The organism is Paracoccus jeotgali (assembly GCF_002865605.1).
Taxonomy (GTDB): Bacteria; Pseudomonadota; Alphaproteobacteria; order Rhodobacterales; family Rhodobacteraceae; genus Paracoccus; species Paracoccus jeotgali.
Window position 1 is genome coordinate 2,259,812 of the sequence record NZ_CP025583.1, and the last position, 16,415, is coordinate 2,276,226.

Annotated in this window: 18 protein-coding genes; 10 read left to right on the forward strand and 8 right to left on the reverse strand. The window is 68.4% G+C overall.

Annotated elements, in window-relative coordinates:
• Positions 1–18: 18 nt before the first annotated feature.
• Together CYR75_RS11005 and CYR75_RS11010 are read right to left on the reverse strand one after the other, a co-directional pair.
• Positions 19–606, reverse strand: a complete 588-nt coding sequence (locus CYR75_RS11005) for a glutathione S-transferase family protein (RefSeq protein ID WP_101500084.1) — start codon at positions 604–606, stop codon at positions 19–21.
• A 148-nt stretch (positions 607–754) separates the two neighbouring features.
• The gene (locus tag CYR75_RS11010; RefSeq protein ID WP_101500085.1) at positions 755–1,192 is read right to left on the reverse strand and encodes a PaaI family thioesterase; all 438 of its coding nucleotides are present in this window, start codon (positions 1,190–1,192) and stop codon (positions 755–757) included.
• A gap of 84 nt (positions 1,193–1,276) precedes the next feature.
• Here CYR75_RS11010 and CYR75_RS11015 point away from each other — a divergent pair, with 84 nt between their 5' ends.
• From CYR75_RS11015 to CYR75_RS11045, 7 genes are all read left to right on the forward strand, one after another.
• On the forward strand, positions 1,277–1,903 hold the full coding sequence (locus CYR75_RS11015; RefSeq protein WP_101500086.1) for a LysE family translocator: 627 nt from the start codon (positions 1,277–1,279) through the stop codon (positions 1,901–1,903).
• Positions 1,900–2,547 carry a pseudouridine synthase gene (locus tag CYR75_RS11020; RefSeq protein ID WP_101500087.1) on the forward strand — a complete coding sequence of 216 codons (648 nt, stop codon included), beginning with the start codon at positions 1,900–1,902 and terminating at the stop codon, positions 2,545–2,547. Before CYR75_RS11015 ends, CYR75_RS11020 begins: the two co-directional genes overlap by 4 nt.
• Before the next feature lie 76 nt (positions 2,548–2,623).
• Complete coding sequence (locus CYR75_RS11025; RefSeq protein WP_101500088.1) at positions 2,624–4,012, forward strand: L-serine ammonia-lyase; 1,389 nt, start codon at positions 2,624–2,626, stop codon at positions 4,010–4,012.
• 99 nt (positions 4,013–4,111) lie between these two features.
• Positions 4,112–4,900 (forward strand): signal peptidase I, encoded by a 789-nt coding sequence (gene lepB, locus CYR75_RS11030; RefSeq protein ID WP_101501003.1) that lies wholly within the window; start codon positions 4,112–4,114, stop codon positions 4,898–4,900.
• Entirely contained in the window at positions 4,897–5,580 is a 684-nt protein-coding gene (gene rnc / locus CYR75_RS11035; RefSeq protein WP_101500089.1) for a ribonuclease III, read from the forward strand. Before lepB ends, rnc begins: the two co-directional genes overlap by 4 nt.
• Positions 5,581–5,674: 94 nt before the next feature.
• Positions 5,675–6,604: a GTPase Era gene (gene era, locus CYR75_RS11040; RefSeq protein WP_101500090.1), complete on the forward strand. Its 930-nt coding sequence runs from the start codon at positions 5,675–5,677 to the stop codon at positions 6,602–6,604.
• An 8-nt stretch (positions 6,605–6,612) separates the two neighbouring features.
• A complete protein-coding gene (locus CYR75_RS11045) occupies positions 6,613–6,948 on the forward strand; it encodes a DUF1491 family protein (RefSeq protein WP_101500091.1) in 336 nt (111 codons plus the stop codon).
• Positions 6,949–6,988: 40 nt separating this feature from the next.
• On the opposite strand, the gene CYR75_RS16235 is transcribed toward CYR75_RS11045, so the two are convergent.
• A complete protein-coding gene (locus tag CYR75_RS16235) occupies positions 6,989–7,624 on the reverse strand; it encodes a pore-forming ESAT-6 family protein (protein ID WP_192876653.1) in 636 nt (211 codons plus the stop codon).
• A gap of 150 nt (positions 7,625–7,774) precedes the next feature.
• Between CYR75_RS16235 and rarD the strand changes: the two genes are divergently transcribed.
• Positions 7,775–8,707, forward strand: a complete 933-nt coding sequence (rarD, locus tag CYR75_RS11055; RefSeq protein WP_101500092.1) for an EamA family transporter RarD — start codon at positions 7,775–7,777, stop codon at positions 8,705–8,707.
• Here the strand turns inward: rarD and acpS are convergent.
• The 5 genes from acpS to CYR75_RS11080 all read right to left on the reverse strand — a co-directional run bounded on the left by acpS (position 8,704) and on the right by CYR75_RS11080 (position 14,512).
• Positions 8,704–9,126 carry a holo-ACP synthase gene (gene acpS, locus CYR75_RS11060; RefSeq protein ID WP_101500093.1) on the reverse strand — a complete coding sequence of 141 codons (423 nt, stop codon included), beginning with the start codon at positions 9,124–9,126 and terminating at the stop codon, positions 8,704–8,706. The genes rarD and acpS overlap by 4 nt on opposite strands.
• A gap of 49 nt (positions 9,127–9,175) precedes the next feature.
• Complete coding sequence (locus CYR75_RS11065; protein WP_101500094.1) at positions 9,176–9,910, reverse strand: pyridoxine 5'-phosphate synthase; 735 nt, start codon at positions 9,908–9,910, stop codon at positions 9,176–9,178.
• Between the two features lie 41 nt (positions 9,911–9,951).
• Positions 9,952–10,779, reverse strand: a complete 828-nt coding sequence (locus CYR75_RS11070) for a 4-(cytidine 5'-diphospho)-2-C-methyl-D-erythritol kinase (protein WP_101501004.1) — start codon at positions 10,777–10,779, stop codon at positions 9,952–9,954.
• Positions 10,780–10,816: 37 nt separating this feature from the next.
• Positions 10,817–12,742: a tetratricopeptide repeat protein gene (locus tag CYR75_RS11075; protein WP_225972696.1), complete on the reverse strand. Its 1,926-nt coding sequence runs from the start codon at positions 12,740–12,742 to the stop codon at positions 10,817–10,819.
• 111 nt (positions 12,743–12,853) lie between these two features.
• Positions 12,854–14,512: an electron transfer flavoprotein-ubiquinone oxidoreductase gene (locus CYR75_RS11080; RefSeq protein WP_101500095.1), complete on the reverse strand. Its 1,659-nt coding sequence runs from the start codon at positions 14,510–14,512 to the stop codon at positions 12,854–12,856.
• A 291-nt stretch (positions 14,513–14,803) separates the two neighbouring features.
• Between CYR75_RS11080 and greA the strand changes: the two genes are divergently transcribed.
• Both greA and CYR75_RS11090 read left to right on the forward strand, forming a co-directional pair.
• Positions 14,804–15,274, forward strand: coding sequence for a transcription elongation factor GreA (gene greA / locus CYR75_RS11085; RefSeq protein WP_101500096.1), 471 nt, complete (start codon positions 14,804–14,806; stop codon positions 15,272–15,274).
• Positions 15,274–16,260, forward strand: a complete 987-nt coding sequence (locus CYR75_RS11090) for a hypothetical protein (protein WP_101500097.1) — start codon at positions 15,274–15,276, stop codon at positions 16,258–16,260. Before greA ends, CYR75_RS11090 begins: the two co-directional genes overlap by 1 nt.
• Positions 16,261–16,415: the final 155 nt, after the last annotated feature.

A 16,415-nucleotide genomic window follows, 5' to 3' on the forward strand; every position in this document is an offset into this window, starting at 1 on the left:
TATCTTAAACTGCCCGCGTCAGCTGGCCTCGGCGCGCTGGAAGGCCGGGCGGGCGCGCATGCGTTGGTGATAGTCCGACAGCCAGTCCTCGGCGATCTCGAAGCGGGCGACCTGCGCCCAACCGAGGCAATGGGTCAGGATGATGTCGGGCACCGTCATCGTCTCGCCCATCAGGAAGGGCCCGTTGCCGACGCGGCGGGTCAAAGTCTGCTGGCTGTTGCGGAACTCCCACCGCAGGGTGTCCTTGATGCCGGCGATGCGCAGCTCTTCGGGCAGGATGAAGGTGTGACGCGCGGCGGTCCACAGCAGCGCGTCGAATTCGTCCAGCAGGAACTGGGTCAGGCTGTCCTGCCGGGCGCGTTCCAGCGTGCCGGCGGGATAGGTCAGCGCGCCGTGGCGGTCGGCGAGATATTGGATGATCGCCGTCGAATCCGAGATCGGCGTCCCGTCCGCGACCAGCACCGGCACCTTGCCGCCGGGGTTGAGGCTGACCACGCTGTCCGACTGCGGCGCGGCCGGTGTCACCTGATAGGGCCGGTCCAACTCTTCCAGCATCCAGATCACCCGGAAGCTGCGCGTCGTTCGCGCGCCGATCACCTGATACATGCCGTCCCCCATTCTTGTCATGCGCCGGAACGCTAGAACGCGAGGCGGCGGGCTGCAAGGCGGGTCGTGCCGGGCAGATCAGCGCAGCACGGGCCCGGTCAGGCGGGCGTGGCGCAGACGGGCGCTGGATGGCACCAGCTTGCCCGGATCAGCCGGCAGGCACCGGGGCGGGGTCTTTCCACGCCAGCGTCATCTGGGTCTGGGTCACGCGGGCGGCGACCTTGCCGTCGCCGCGGGTCACGGTGATCTCCCAGATCTGGGTGGTGCTGCCGATATGGACGGGCACGGCCACGGCGCGGGCGACATCGTCGATGCGGATCGGGCGCAGGAAATTGACCTTGGATTCGATGGTCACGGTATTTTCGTCCGGGGCGAGGTTGATCGACGCCGCCGTGCCGCCCGCATTGTCCGTCAGCCCCAGGATCGCGCCGCCATGCATGACCCCGTTGCGGTTCGACAATGCCATGGTGACCGGCAGCTCCATCTCGACCCGGTTCTGCTCGGCGCTGACCAGACGGATGCCCAGATGGCGGGCGAATTCGGGCTGATTGTCAGAGATTTCGCGAAGGCGCGCAGGGTCGATCATGGCGGTTCTTTCGTCGCAAGGGCCGGGTCAGGCGCGGTGATAACACCCCTTATCAGGCGGGGAAAGCCGCGCTAATCAGGGCCGATGATCCTGGACGTGCTGCAGAATATCCCGACCGCCTCGCTGCTGACCTTCGTCGGCGGCGGCCTGCTTTTGAACCTCGCGCCGGGGCAGGACGTGATGTTCGCCTCGGCCTGCGGAATCCGGGGCGGACCGCGCGCGGGCGCCTTGGCGGGGCTGGGCGTGGGGCTGGGGGTGGCGTTTCACCTGATGCTGGCAACGGTGGGGCTGGGCGCGATCGCGGCCTCGCATCCGGGGCTGTTGGTGGCGGTGCGCTATCTGGGGGCGGGCTATCTGCTGTATCTGGCCTGGCAGGCCTGGCACGAGACGCCCACGGCCCCGACCGCGCGGACGCCCGAAAACCCGTGGCGGATCGTGCGGCGCGGGGCGCTGTCGAACATCCTGAACCCCAAGCCGGTGCTGTTCCTGCTGGCCTTCCTGCCGCAATTCACCCGGCCCGACTACGGCCCGGTCTGGCAGCAGGTGTTGGGGCTGGGGCTGATCTTTACCGTCACCGGCACGCTGATCACGATGGGCTACGGGCTGGTCGCGGGCTGGCTGGGGCTGCGGCTGGGGCGGCATCTGCGGGCGCTGAACCGGCTGGCGGCGGTGATCTTTGGCGGGCTGGCGCTGCGGCTGGTGCTGAAATGAGCTTTGTCTACACTCCGCCGTCCGATCCGCCGGTGATCCTGCATCACGACCATCAGGTGCTGGTCGTGGACAAGCAGGCCGGGCTGCTGTCGGTGCCGGGCCGGGGCGAGGACCGCGCCGACTGCCTGATCGCGCGGTTGCGGCTGGCCTTTCCGACGGTGCTTCTGGTGCATCGGCTGGACCTCGACACCTCGGGGGTGATGGTCTTTGCGCTGACGCCGCACGCGCAGCGCGACCTGTCGCGCCAGTTCGAAGAGCGGAAGACCAAAAAGACCTATGTGGCCCGCGTCGCCGGGCGGGTGGCCGACAAGACCGGTAGCGTCGAATTGCCGCTGATCGTGGACTGGCCGAACCGGCCCCGGCAAAAGGTCGATCACGATCAGGGCCGCCCGGCCCGGACCGAGTGGCGGGTCGACCGCGCCAGCGATGCCGAGACCCGCATCAGGCTGTTCCCGATCACCGGGCGCAGCCATCAATTGCGCGTCCACATGGCCGAGATCGGGCACCCGATCCTGGGCGACAGCCTTTACGCCACAGGCGCGGACGCCGACCATCCGCGCCTGATGCTGCATGCCGAGTCGCTGCGCTTTCGCCACCCCGAAAGCGGCATCCAGCAGGGCTTTTCCGCGCCTGCCCCGTTCTAGCCGCCGACGCGGGACGCTTGCCCCCAAGCCCCTTGCCCCGATACGGTGCGGGTTCAGTCCTGTGGGGGAAGCGGCCATGTTTCTGTCGGTGTTCGACATGTTCAAGATCGGCATCGGTCCCAGCAGTTCGCACACCATGGGGCCGATGACGGCGGCGGCACTGTTTCTGGACGATCTGGCGCGCCTCGACCCGCCGGCGGATGCGGTGGCGGTCAGCCTGCACGGCTCGCTTGCCTTCACCGGGATCGGCCATGCTTCGGACCGGGCGGTGATCCTGGGCCTGTCGGGCGAGACACCCGATCAGGTCGATCCCGACGGAATGGAGGCGATTGCCGCCCGCGTGCGGACCCGGCACCGCGTCACCCCGCCCGGCCATGACGGCTATCGCTTCGATCCCGCCGTCGATCTGCGGCTGGACCGCAAGATCCCCCTGCCCGCACATCCCAACGGCATGATCTTCACCGCCACGCGCGACGGGGCCGAGGTGCTGCGGCGGGTCTATTACTCGGTCGGTGGCGGCTTCGTGCTGCCCGAGGATCAGCTCGACTGTCCGCAGCGGGCGCGCGCCGAACGGCTGGCGGTAGTGCCCTATCCCTTCACCTCGGCCGAGGAAATGCTGGCCTTGGCCGCCGAAAGCGGGCTGTCGATTGCCGAGATGAAGCGGCAGAACGAGCTGCGCTTTACCGATGAAGCCGATCTGGACGCGAGGCTGGACCGGATCGCGCAGACGATGATGGACTGTATCGACCGTGGCATCAGCCAGGACGGCATCCTGCCGGGCGGGCTGAAGGTGCCGCGCCGCGCCCGCGCGCTGCATGACCGGCTGCAGGCCGACCGCCAGCTGAATCGCCCCAACCCGCTGCTGGCGAATGACTGGCTGGCGGTCTTTGCCATGGCGGTGAACGAGGAAAACGCCGCCGGCGGCCGCGTCGTCACCGCGCCCACCAATGGCGCGGCGGGGGTCATTCCGGCGGTGCTGCGTTATTTCCGGCAGTTCCACCCCGACCTGGACGCCGAGGCGCATCGCGTCTTTCTGCTGACGGCGGCGGCGATCGGCGGGCTGATCAAGCACAACGCCTCGATCTCGGGCGCCGAGGTCGGCTGTCAGGGCGAGATCGGCTCGGCCTCGGCCATGGCGGCGGGCGGGCTGGCGGCGGTCATGGGCGGCACGCCCCCGCAGATCGAGAACGCAGCCGAAATCGCGCTCGAGCATCACCTCGGCATGACCTGCGACCCCATCGGCGGGCTGGTGCAGGTGCCCTGCATCGAACGCAACGCATTCGGCGCGGTCAAGGCGGTGACGGCGGCCTCTATCGCGGTCAAGGCGGACGGGGTGCATTTCGTGCCGCTGGACGCCTGCATCCGCACCATGCGCCAGACCGGCCTGGACATGGCCGATAAATACAAGGAAACCAGCCTTGGCGGGCTGGCGACCAGCGTGCCGGTCAGCCTGCCCGACTGCTGACCCCGCCAAGGCCCCCGGCGCCGCTGCCGCCCGCTTACCTTGACTTTCCGCCCCCCCGGCATCATGCAGCCGGGATTGAAAAGCCCCAAAGGACGGATGATGGCGGTCAAGGCAGAGAAGAAGGAAGGCATCTGGGAGACGGTCAAGACCGTATTCTGGGCGCTGCTGATCGCGGGCGTGTTTCGCACGCTGTTCTTCCAGCCGTTCTGGATCCCCTCCGGCAGCATGAAGGACACGCTGCTGATCGGCGATTTCCTGTTCGTCAACAAGATGGCCTATGGCTATGCCGCCGTGTCCTGCCCCTTCTCGATCTGCCCGATCGAGGATCGGATCATGGGCCGCGAACCCGGGCGCGGCGATGTCGTGGTCTTTCGCCACCCGACCCGCGGCGTCGATTTCATCAAGCGCGTCATCGGCCTGCCCGGCGACACCGTGCAGATGGTCGATGGCCGGCTGATCATCAATGATGAGCCGGTGGCCTATGAACAGCAGCCCGATTTCATCGAGGTCAAGGCCCCGCAGGGCAGCCAGCAGTTGATGCCGCGCTGCGCCAATGAACCCGTCCCGCCCGGCGGCGACTGCATCAAGCACCGCTTCACCGAAACGCTGCCTAACGGCGTCAGCCATGACGTGCTGGACATCTCGCCCAACTGGATCGCGGACAACACGCCCGTCTATACCGTCCCCGAAGGCAATTACTTCTTCATGGGCGACAACCGCGACAATTCCGAGGATTCGCGGTTCGAGGCCGCCCGCGGCGGGCTGGGCATGGTCCCGGCGAAATATCTGATCGGACGCGCCGATCGGATCATGTTCTCGTCAGCGGGGAAATCGCTGCTTTACGTCTGGACCTGGCGTCCGGACAGGCTGTTCAAGGCGATCCGGTGAAGGTCGGCAACGATCTGCGCGCCTTCATGGCGCGGCTGGGTCACGAATTTGCCCGACCCGAACTGCTGCTGCGCGCGCTGACCCACGGCTCGGTCGCCTCGGTGACGCGGCCCGACAATCAGCGGCTGGAATTTCTGGGCGACCGCGTGCTGGGCCTGATCATCGCCGAGGCGCTGTTCGCCGCCGACCGCAGCGCGACCGAGGGCCAGCTTGCCCCGCGCTACAACGCGCTGGTGCGCGGCGAGACCTGCGCCGCGATCGCGCGCGAGATCGGGCTGGGCGATGTCCTGAAACTCGGCCGGTCCGAGATGCTGTCGGGCGGCCGGCGCAAGGACGCGCTGCTTGCCGACGGGATGGAGGCGGTTCTGGCCGCGATCTACCTCGACGCCGGGTTCGAGACCGCCAAGGCCGTCGCGCTGCGGCTGTGGGCGGAACGGCTCGACTCGGTCGATGACGATGCCCGCGACCCCAAGACCGCGTTGCAGGAATGGGCGCAGGCCCATGGCATGACCCCGCCGCGCTATCAGGTCACCGACCGCAGCGGCCCCGACCACGCGCCGCAATTCGAGATCACCGTGACGCTGGACGATGGCCGCTCGGCCGCCGCGACCGGTCAGGGCACCAAGCGCAGCATCGAACAGGCCGCCGCCCGCGCCTTGCTGAGCACGGTCAGCGCATGACGGCCCCGCGCCCGACGCCCTGCCCCTGCTGCCCCATCATCCGCAGGCGCAATGCCTGCCCGCCCCCTTTCTCCGCACAGACGGGAACCACGCCATGACCGATGTCACCATCACCCCCGAAACCCCGCAGCGCGCCGGCTTTGTCGCGCTGATCGGCGAGCCGAATGCCGGGAAATCGACGCTTCTGAACCGGATGGTGGGGGCCAAGGTGTCCATCGTCACCCACAAGGTCCAGACCACCCGCACCCGGATTCGCGGCATCGCCATGGAAGGCGACGCGCAGATCGTCTTTGTCGACACGCCGGGCATCTTCCGGCCCCGCCGCCGGCTGGACCGTTCCATGGTCGCGGCGGCCTGGGGCGGTGTGTCGGATGCCGACATCATCGTGCTGCTGATCGAGGCCCATCGCGGCATGACCGACGGCGTCCAGACCATCCTGACCCAGCTGCGCGACAGCGTCGGCGACCGGCCGGTGGCGCTGGCGATCAACAAGATCGACCGCGTCAAGGCCGAGCATCTGCTGGCGCTGTCGAAACAGATGAACGAGGCGTTTCCCTTTACCAGGACCTTCATGATCTCGGCCGAAAAGGGCTATGGCACCGACGATCTGCGCGGCTGGCTGGCCTCTGAACTGCCGGTCGGACCGTGGCTCTACCCCGAGGATCAGATCGCCGACCTGCCGATGCGGATGATCGCGGCCGAGATCACGCGCGAGAAGCTGACCCTGCGCCTGCACGAGGAACTGCCCTATCAGCTGACGGTGGAAACCGAGGCGTGGGAGGATCGCAAGGACGGCTCGGCCAAGATCGACCAGATCATCTATGTCGCCCGCGAGGGGCACAAGGGCATCGTCCTGGGCCACAAGGGCGAGGCGATCCGCGCCGTCGGCAAGGCCGCCCGCGAGGAACTGTCCGAGTTCCTGGGCCGCCCGGTGCATCTGTTCCTGACTGTGAAAGTGCGCGAGAAATGGCTGGACGAGGCCGAACGCTTCCGCGAAATGGGCCTCGATTTCAATGACGGCTGACGCCGGCCTTGGCTGAACCGAGGCTGGCCACCCATGTCTGGGTCGGCGCCTATCTGGCGCGGCTGGGTCAGGCCGGCATCCCGGCCTATGTGCTGCGGCGCGGCGACGCGACGGCGGGCAGCGTGCTGGTCAAATGCGCGACGCTTGACGGGCAGGCGGTGCTGTGGCGCCACGAATGGAACCTCGACAGCGACCGCCGCGAATGGGTCCGCGCCGCCACCGGCGCCGAGGCGCAGATCGACACCGCCATCGCGCGAGAGGCGCGTTTCGACCCCGATTTATGGGTGATCGAACTCGAAAGCCGCGAGGGGGTTACGCTTCTGGACCAGCCGGGGCTGGAGTAGCGGGGCCGGTCAGACGGCTTGTTGCCGTCACCGCAATGGTTCAGTTTGCACCGCCATTGTCGGTCGTCTCTGCGTCACTCCCCGCCTCTGCGGCTGCGTCCGATTGACTCTCAGCATCTTGGTCTGGATCGGGCTGCGCATCGGCAGCCGGTTCGGCCTCTGCACCCGGCGCGGACTCCAACTTCTCCTCCGGCGCTTCCTCTTGCGGCGTCGCTTCCGCGCCATCTGCGGCTGGCGCGTCCGCTTCCGCCGCGCCTGCGTCCGGCGCAGCGGCCCGTCCCTCTGCCGCCGTATCCTTGGGCAGCGCCGATGCCGCCTCGATCACCATTGCTTCGAGCTGCTGGCACATGGTGGCGACGTCGGTGTTCTGCAACTGCGCCGCCTCGACCAGCGATTGCTCGACGCCAAGCGCCGACACCACGCCCTCGCGCCCCTTGGCATAGGCCGCATCCGCCGCCGCCGCATCGCCCGGCGCGGGCAGCATCGAGATCATCCGCGTCTGGCTTGCCGCCGCCTCGGGGCCGATATGGCCGTGGGTCTGGCAGTATTCGACCACCCCAAGCTGGTTGCGCGCCGCAGCGACGGCGTCGTCCAGCCCGGCCTGCGCCGGCTGCTGCGCCGAGGCCGCGCTCGCCACGAAACCGACCGAGGCGGCAAGAAATGCGATCTTGAACATGGTCTGCCTTTCTTTCAACGTCACCCGACCAACGCCTGCCGACGGGGCCGGTTGCATCGCCGCGCTTGCCCCGGTTGCTGCCAGTGAAATCTTGCCGGTTCAAGCATTTCCGCTCTGCCCTTTCCCGCGCCGCTTGCCTATCGTCCGGCCATGACCCACGCCCCCCAGCCCGCCGATTCCCCGAAAGGCTTTGCCTATGCCCTTGCCGCCTATGGCAGCTGGGGGCTGCTGCCGCTGTATATGAAGGCCGTGGCCCACATCCCGCCGACCGAGGTGATCGCGCATCGGGTGATCTGGTCGCTGCCGGTGGCGGCGGCGGTCCTGATCCAGCAGCGGCGCGGCGCGGACCTGCGGCAGGCGCTTGGCCGGCCGCGGCTGCTGGCGATGGCGGCGCTGACGGCGGTGCTGATCACGATCAACTGGCTGATCTATGTCTGGTCGATCGGCAATGACCGCGCGCTCGAGGCGGCGCTTGGCTATTACATCAACCCGCTCTTCTCGATCTGCCTGGGCGCGCTGCTGCTGGGCGAACGGCTCAGCCGGATGCAGCTTGTCGCGGTGGCGCTGGCGGCGCTGGCGGTGGTGATCATGACGGCGGAAAACGGCAGCCTGCCGGCGGTGGCGGTCGGGCTGACCTTTTCCTGGGGGCTTTACGCCTTCTTCAAGCGCAGCCTGCCGCTGGGACCGAATCAGGGCTTTACGCTCGAGGTGATGTTGCTGCTGCTGCCCGCGCTTGCCTATCTGGCCTGGCTGCACAGCCATGGCGGCGGGCATTTCGGCGGAAGCTGGTCCGATACGCTGCTGCTGATCGGCTGCGGGCCGGTGACCGCGATCCCGCTGATGTTCTATGCCAACGGCGCCAAGCTGCTACGGCTGTCGACCATCGGCGTGCTGCAATACATCACGCCGACGATGATCTTCCTGATCGCGGTCTGGCTGTTCGATGAACCGTTCGAGGGCGCACGGCGCATCGCCTTCCCGATGATCTGGGCGGCGCTGGTGATCTATTCCGTGACCCTGATCCAGTCCGCCCGCGCCCGGCGCCGCGCCGCGCGGCTGCCGACCGCGCTGCGGCCCGATTAACGCAGCGAATCGGGCAGGGGCTGGTCCGGCAGCGCCTCGATCACCACGAAGGCCTGCGCCCAGGGGTGATCGTCGGTCAGCGTGACATGGACAAGCGCCGAATAGCCCGCCGGGGTCATCGTGGCCAGCCGCTCGGCCGCCCATCCGCTGAGCGTCATCACCGGCTGGCCCGAGCGTAGGTTGTCCACCGCCATGTCGCGCCAGCTGATCCCCATGCGCAACCCGGTGCCGAGCGCCTTGGAACACGCCTCTTTCGCCGCCCATCGCTTGGCCAGCGTCCCGGCCTCGTCCTTGCGGCGGGCGGCCTTGGCGAGTTCGGTCGCGGTAAAGACGCGGTTGCGAAAGCGGTCGCCGTGACGGTCCAGCACGCCCTGGATCCGTTCGATATTCGCCAGATCGGTGCCGATCCCCAGGATCACGCGCCCGCCCTCTTGCGCCGCCCGCGGGCCGACAAAGCCATGCCCGCCGTCATGCCCGCGCGGCGTCCATGCGGCGGCGCATCTCGCGAATCGCGCCGTCGAGGCCTACGAACACGGATTCCGAGATCAGGAAATGGCCGATATTCAGCTCCATGATCTGCGGGATGGCGGCGATGGGGGCGACGGTGTCAAAGGTCAGCCCGTGGCCGGCATGAACCTCTAGCCCCAGATCATGGGCGCGGGCGGCACCTTCGCGCAGGGCGGCCAGTTCGGCGTCGCGTTTGTCGTGGCGGCCTTCGGTGTCGTAATCGCAATAGGCGCCGGTATGCAGCTCGACCACCGCCGCGCCGATCCGGGCCGCGGCCTCGATCTGGCGCTTTTCGTGGCTGATGAACAGCGAGACGCGGCTGCCCATCTCGCGCAGCGGCGCGATATAGCGGCCAAGCGCGGCCTCGTTTCCGGCCACGTCCAGCCCGCCTTCGGTGGTGCGTTCCTCGCGCTTTTCGGGAACGACGCAGATCGCGTGCGGGCGGTGGCGCAGGGCGATGGTCTGCATCTCGGCGGTCGCGGCCATTTCTAGGTTCAGCGGCAGGCGCAGCCCGGCCATGAGCGCGTCGATATCAGCGTCGCTGATGTGGCGGCGATCTTCGCGCAGATGGGCGGTGATGCCGTCGGCGCCGGCTTCCTCGGCCAGTTGGGCCGCCCGCAGCGGGTCGGGCCAGGGCGTGCCGCGCGCGTTGCGGATGGTGGCGACGTGGTCGATATTGACGCCGAGTCTCAGCATGTCAGACCTCCTGTTCAGGCCGGATGATGTCAGCGGCCAGTCTATCCCGCGCCGGGGGCGGATGCCAGTTTGGTCGCGGTGATCCACCAGCCGTCATGGACGGTGCCGATCCGATAGGCCGCCAGCCCGGCCGCGCCCACATCCGCGAAGATCCCGAAGCAGGTCGCGCCAGAGCCGGACATCCGCGCCAGCAGCGCGCCTTCGGCGTCGAGCGCGTCGAGGCAGTCGCGGATCGGCGGGAACAGCGCCACCGCAGGCGCCTGCAGGTCATTGCGGCAGCGATGCAGGTGGTCCACCAGCCGGGCCAGATCGGGGCGGTCGGGAAAGGGCGGCAGCGGGGGGTTGGTCTTGGTCGGCAGGGCGGCAAAGACCTGCGGGGTCGGCACCGCGATGCCGGGATTGACCAGCACCAGATGCAGTTCCGGCAGGGGCGGCAGCGGTATCAGGATCTCGCCCACGCCCTGCATCCGCAGCGGGCGGGGGTGCAGGCAGACCGGCACATCGGCACCCAGACGCTCGGGCGCCGGGGGCAGCGGGTGCCCCATCCGCGCCAGCCCGCGCAGCACGGCGGCCGCATCGGCCGACCCGCCGCCGATCCCCGAGGCCACCGGCAGGTTTTTTTCCAGCGTGATCGCCACCTCGGCCCCGACCAGCCGCGCGGCGTCGAGACACAGGTTGTCATTCGGCGACAGCCCGGCCGCGAACTGGCCGGTGATCTGCAGCGACAGCGGCGCTTGTGTCAGGGTCACGCGGTCGCCGACCTCGGCAAAGGCCACCAGCGAATCGAGCAGGTGATACCCATCCGGCCGCTGCCCGGTCACATGCAGCGCAAGGTTCAGCTTGGCGGGGGCGAATTCGGTGACGCTCATGCGCTGATCGCCGCCGCTGCGCCGGTCCGGCCCTGCATCACTCGGCCGGCGGCAGGTCGGCGTCATCCCCGGTCGCGTCATCCCCGGTCGCGGCATCCCGAGTCGCGGCATTCTCGGGCGTGGCGTCGGCGGGGGTTGCGTCGGCGCTGGTCTCCTCCGGGACAGCCGGCGGGGGCGGCAGCTTGCCGCCATTCGCGGCCTCTTCTTCCAGCACCGCGTCCAGCCCGCGATCCAGCTTGGCGCGGATGCGGTAAGCCTCGTCCTCGGTCTCGGGCTTGAAGCTCAGCGCGCGCTGCCACTGCATCCGCGCCTCGCGCTTGCGCCCGACTTTCCAATAGATGTCGCCCATGTGGTCGTTGACCAGCGGGTCATTGCTCATCTGCGCCAGCGCGCGTTCCTGCGGTTCGACCGCTTCCTGATAGCGGCCCAGCCGATACAGAACCCAGCCCAGCGAATCGAGGATATAGCCGTCATCCGGCGACAGCTCGACCGCCTGCTCGATCAGCCGCAGCGCGAGGTCGAGGTTCTCGCCCCGGTCGACATAGGAATAGCCCAGATAATTCAGCATCTGCGCGTTGTCGGGGCGGATTTCGAGGGCGGCTTTCAGATCCGTCTCGGCCCGTTCGAAATTGCCGCTGCGCTCGAAGGCGATGGCGCGGGCATAGAGCGGGAACCACAGCGAATCGGTGTCGGCGGGGTCGATCAGCGCGATGGCGCGGTCATAGGGGGCGACGGCCTCGGCCCAGCGGTCCTGCTGGCGCAGCAGGTCGCCAAGCGCGATCCAGCCCTGCGCGATCTGGGGGCGAGCCTCGGTCAGGGTGCGGGCGGCGCGTTCGGCATCCTCGATCCGCCCGGCGCGGGCCAGCGTGTCGATCCGCACCAGTTCCGCCAGCGGGCGCATGTCGCCCGATTCGCGCAGCCTGTCGAACTGCGCCTCGGCCGCGTCGAACTGCCCGGCGAGTTGCAGCATCTGCGCCACCATCAGCCGCGCATCGGCTATGTCGGGCGCGATGTGGCTGGCCAGCCGCGCATGGACAAGCGCCAGCGGCCCCGGATCGACGTCGTTCGACAGCAGCGTGGCAAAGGTCAGAAAGACCTGCGCGATCCCGTCGCGCGGGCCGCTGACCACGTCGAACTGCACCGGCTCGCCGGATCTTAGCAGCGCCAGCTTTTCTCCGGCGATGTCGTCCAGCCCTTCCTGCTGGACCTGTTCCAGCAGGGCGATGGCCTCGTCCCGGCGGTCGAGCAAGGCGAGGATCTCGGCATGGGCGATCAGGCCGACAAGGCTCTGCTCGGCCGAATCGCCCGCCAGCAGCCCGGCGGCGGCTTCCAGATCGCCGACCAGCGCCTTGGACAGCGCGCGGTGATAGCCGACCAGAGTTTCAACGCCACGGATCTTGGCGGTCTCGACGAAGGCCGCATCCGCCTCGGCCGCGCGGCCGGCACCCAGCAGGGCCCAGGCCCGCAACATGCCGTCGAGCAGTTTTTCCTGCTGTTCACCCTTGCTGCGCTCGGCCTCGATCACCGCCAGCAGCGCGTCCCAGTCCTGCTCTTCCGCCAGCCGGGCACGCTGGATCAGCCGTGCGATGGGCGATTTCGCGCCCGCGCCTTCGGCCGCGAACTGATCGACCAGCGCGATCGCCCGATCCACCCGCCCCGCCGCGACCAGCGAGATCAAGGTGCTGTCGTTCAGAAACGGCGAGTTCCGATCGGTCTCGAGCGCGCGCAGATAGTAATCCGACGCCGCCTCAAACGCGTTGTCGGTGGCGGCGACGCGCCCGGCCAGATAGGGACCGGCCAGCGAGCGGGTCAGCGGGGTGTCGCGTTTCGGCGCAACGGGCGCTTGCGTCGGCGCGTCCAGAACCGGGCGCGGCGGTGGCGGCGTGTCGTCCTGCGCCGCCGCAGGCAGGGTGGCGGGCAGGGCAATCAGCGCAGCAAGCGCCAGAAGATGCAGAAGCTTCATCGACAGGTCCACATGACGAATTCTTGCCGACCCTAACGACGCACCGCCCCGCACGCAACGCCGGCCCGGCCCCCGCGGGCGGTCCGGCGGCGGGAAGCGCGGCCCGGTCGATCACATGTTCGGGTAGTTCGGCCCGTCGCCCCCCTGCGGCGTCGTCCAGACGATGTTCTGCAGCGGGTCCTTGATGTCGCAGGTCTTGCAGTGGACGCAGTTCTGGAAGTTGATGACGAAACGCGGCCCCTGCGCGTCCTCGACCACCTCATAGACCCCGGCCGGGCAGTAGCGCTGCGCGGGTTCGGCATAGACCGGCAGGTTGACGCCGATGGGGATCGAGGGGTCTTTCAGCTTCAGATGCGAGGGCTGGTTTTCCTCGTGATTGGTAAAGCTGTAGGCGACGTTGGTCAGCCGGTCGAAGGACAGCTTTCCGTCCGGGCGCGGATAGACGATGGGCTTGAAATCCTCGGCCTTGCCGGTGGCCTCGGCGTCGGTCTTGCCGTGCTTCCAGGTCCCCAGCGGGTTCCAGCCAGTCAGGTTCGCCATCCACATGTCCAGCCCGCCCAGCGCCAGCGAGGCGGTCAGCCCCAGCTTGGACCATAGCGGCTTGACGTTGCGGACCGGGCGCAGATCGCTGGCGATGGGGCCGCTGCGGACGTCGTCCTCATAGCGGGTCAGCTCGTCGCCCTCGCGCCCTTCGGCAATGGCGGCGGCGGCGGCATTGGCGGCCGCGAGGCCCGAGAACATGGCGTTGTGGTTGCCCTTGATGCGCGGGACGTTGACCATCCCCGCCGCGCACCCCAGCAGCGCGCCGCCGGGGAAGGTCAGCTTGGGCAGCGACTGCCAGCCGCCCTCGCTGATCGCGCGGGCGCCATAGGCGACGCGCTTGCCGCCCTCCAGCAGCTCGGCCACCATCGGGTGATGCTTGAAGCGCTGGAACTCGGCATAGGGATACACATAGGGGTTGGCGTAGTTCAGATGGACCACGAAGCCGATCAACACCTGATTGTTTTCAAAGTGATAGATGAACGACCCGCCGCCGGCATTCTTGCCCAGCGGCCAGCCCATCGTGTGCACGATCTTGCCGGGCTGGAACTTGTCGGGCGAAACCTCCCAGATCTCCTTCATGCCGAGGCCGTATTTCTGCGGCTCGTGCCCGTCCGACAGGCCGTAATGCAGGATCACCTGCCGCGACAGCGAGCCACGCACCCCTTCGGCCAGCAGCACATATTTGCCGCGCAGCTCCATCCCCGGCTCGTATTGCGGGCCGGGCGTGCCATCGGGGTTCAGCCCCATCTCGCCCGCGACGACGCCGGCGACACGCTCGCCCTCCATCACCAGGGCCGAGCAGGCCATGGCGGGGAACACCTCGACGCCCAGCGCCTCGGCCTGTTCGGCCATCCAGCGGCAGACATTGCCCATGCTGACGACGTAATTTCCGTGATTGTTCATCAGGGGCGGCATCGGCCAGTTCGGCACGCGGATCTCGCCCGCCTCGCCCATCAGGTAGAAATTGTCCTGCGTCACCTCTTGGCGGATGGGGGCGCCGCGCTCGCGCCAGTCGGGCATCAGCGCGTCCAGCCCCGAGGTGTCCAGCACCGCGCCCGACAGGATATGCGCCCCGATCTCCGATCCCTTTTCCAGCACGACCACGTTCAGCTCGGGGTCGATCTGTTTCAGCCGGATCGCGGCAGACAGCCCCGCAGGCCCGCCGCCCACGATGACCACGTCGAAATCCATCGATTCGCGTTCGATGATGCTGTCCTGCTGGGCCATGGGCTTGCCTCCCGCTTGCGAATTGCCAACATTGTCCTAGCCCGTGCCAGCGCCGCGGGCAATCGTGACGCGACGCTTCTGGCGCATATCGCGCGGTTTTCGCGGCAAAAGCCGCCCTGGCCGCACGGTTGCGCGGCACCTTGCGCATGTGACGCCGTTTGACTTGCAATGCGACGCCGGATCGGGGAACGCTGTCGGCAACGCAATCGTAACGCCTCTGCCAAGAAATTGGCGGGGGCGTTTCCCAACCACCGTCCGGTCCGGGCGGCGAAGGCAGAGACAGGTAGAGACATGGAAAAGATTCCGATGACCCGCGCGGGCTATGACCAGCTTGACGCCGAACTGCGCGATTTGCGGTCGAATGAGCGGCCGGCGATCATCGCCGCGATTTCCGAGGCGCGCGAGCATGGCGATCTGTCCGAGAACGCCGAATATCACTCGGCCCGCGAAAAGCAGAGCTTCATCGAGGGCCGCATCAAGGAGCTTGAGCAGGTTCTGTCGCGGGCCGAGGTGATCGACCCGGCCAAGCTGTCGGGCGGCATCAAGTTCGGCGCCACCGTGGTCCTGCTGGACGAGGATACGGAAGAGGAAAAGACCTATCAGATCGTGGGCGAGCACGAGGCGAGCCTGGAAAAGGGGCTGCTGAACCTGCGCTCGCCGCTGGCGCGGTCGCTGATCGGCAAGGAAGATGGCGACGTGGTCGAGGTGCAGACCCCCGGCGGGCTGAAGACCTTCGAGATCCTGTCGGTCCGGTTCGAGTGATGCGTCCACGCGGCCGCGGCATGTGGGATTCGCAGGGCCGCTTCGGGCTGGACATGACCCGGCCCGGCGGTCGCGCGGTCTTGGTCGGCGCGGTGCTGACCCTGCTGTGGCTGCTGGCGCTGCTGCTGTTTCCGTCTGGCAGCGGGGGCTGGGGCTGGGTGGCGGGGGCCAGCGCGCTGGTGCCGCCGGTGCTGATCTGGATCGCGGTCGGGCTGATCCGCAGCATCGACGCCTTGCGGGCCGAGGCCGAAAGCCTGCGCGCGCTGCTGGACCAGCACCCTGACAGGCCGGATTCCTTGGGCGTCGATGCGCCACGCCCCGCGCCCCGCGCGCCTGCCGCGCAGGCGGCTTACGCGCCGGCCGCTCAGGTCGTCCGCAGCACCCCTACCAGTGCACCCCGCGCCGCCGCCCCACGCGCCATCGCGCCGCAGACCGCGGTCCCTGCGCCCCAGCCGGTGCCGGGCGATCCGCGGCAGACGAGCCTCGGTTTCGACGCGCCGTCAGCCGTGGAACTGCCGCCCGAGATCGTGATCCAGGCGCTGAACTTTCCCGACGGACCCGAGGACCATTCCGCCATCGCCGCCCTGCGCGAGGCGCTGCGCGACCCCGACCATGCGCGGCTGATCCGCAGCGCGCAGGATGTCGTCACCCTGCTGGCCGATCGCGGGATCATCACCGACGAACTGCCCGCCGGCCCCACCGACGCCTCGGCCTGGCGGCGCTTTGCCGATGGGCAGCGCGGGCAGGCGGTCAGCGCTATGGGCGCGATCACCGATCCGGCAGTGATCGAGGCCGCCACCCTCGCCATGCGCGGCGATGACGTGTTCCGCGACGCGGTCCACCATTTCCTGCGCCTGTTCGACCGGGGTGCGACGGCGCTGATCCCGCGCCTGAGCGATGAAGAGATCGTCTGGCTGGCCGAAACCCGCTCGGCCCGCGCCTTCATGTTACTAGCCCGCGCCGCCGGTCTGTTCGGCGCGACCTGAGCCGAGCGGCGGCTCCGGCCCGGCGAGATCAATCACTGCCCCTGCCGTTGTTGGTTGCCTTCGGCTCCAGTCCAGAATGCCAAAGGCGTCGTCGATGATGCTCCGCCGATTGCCTCCGGCTAAAAGCTTATGAGCCGCTGACGCCCTCGCCGTCG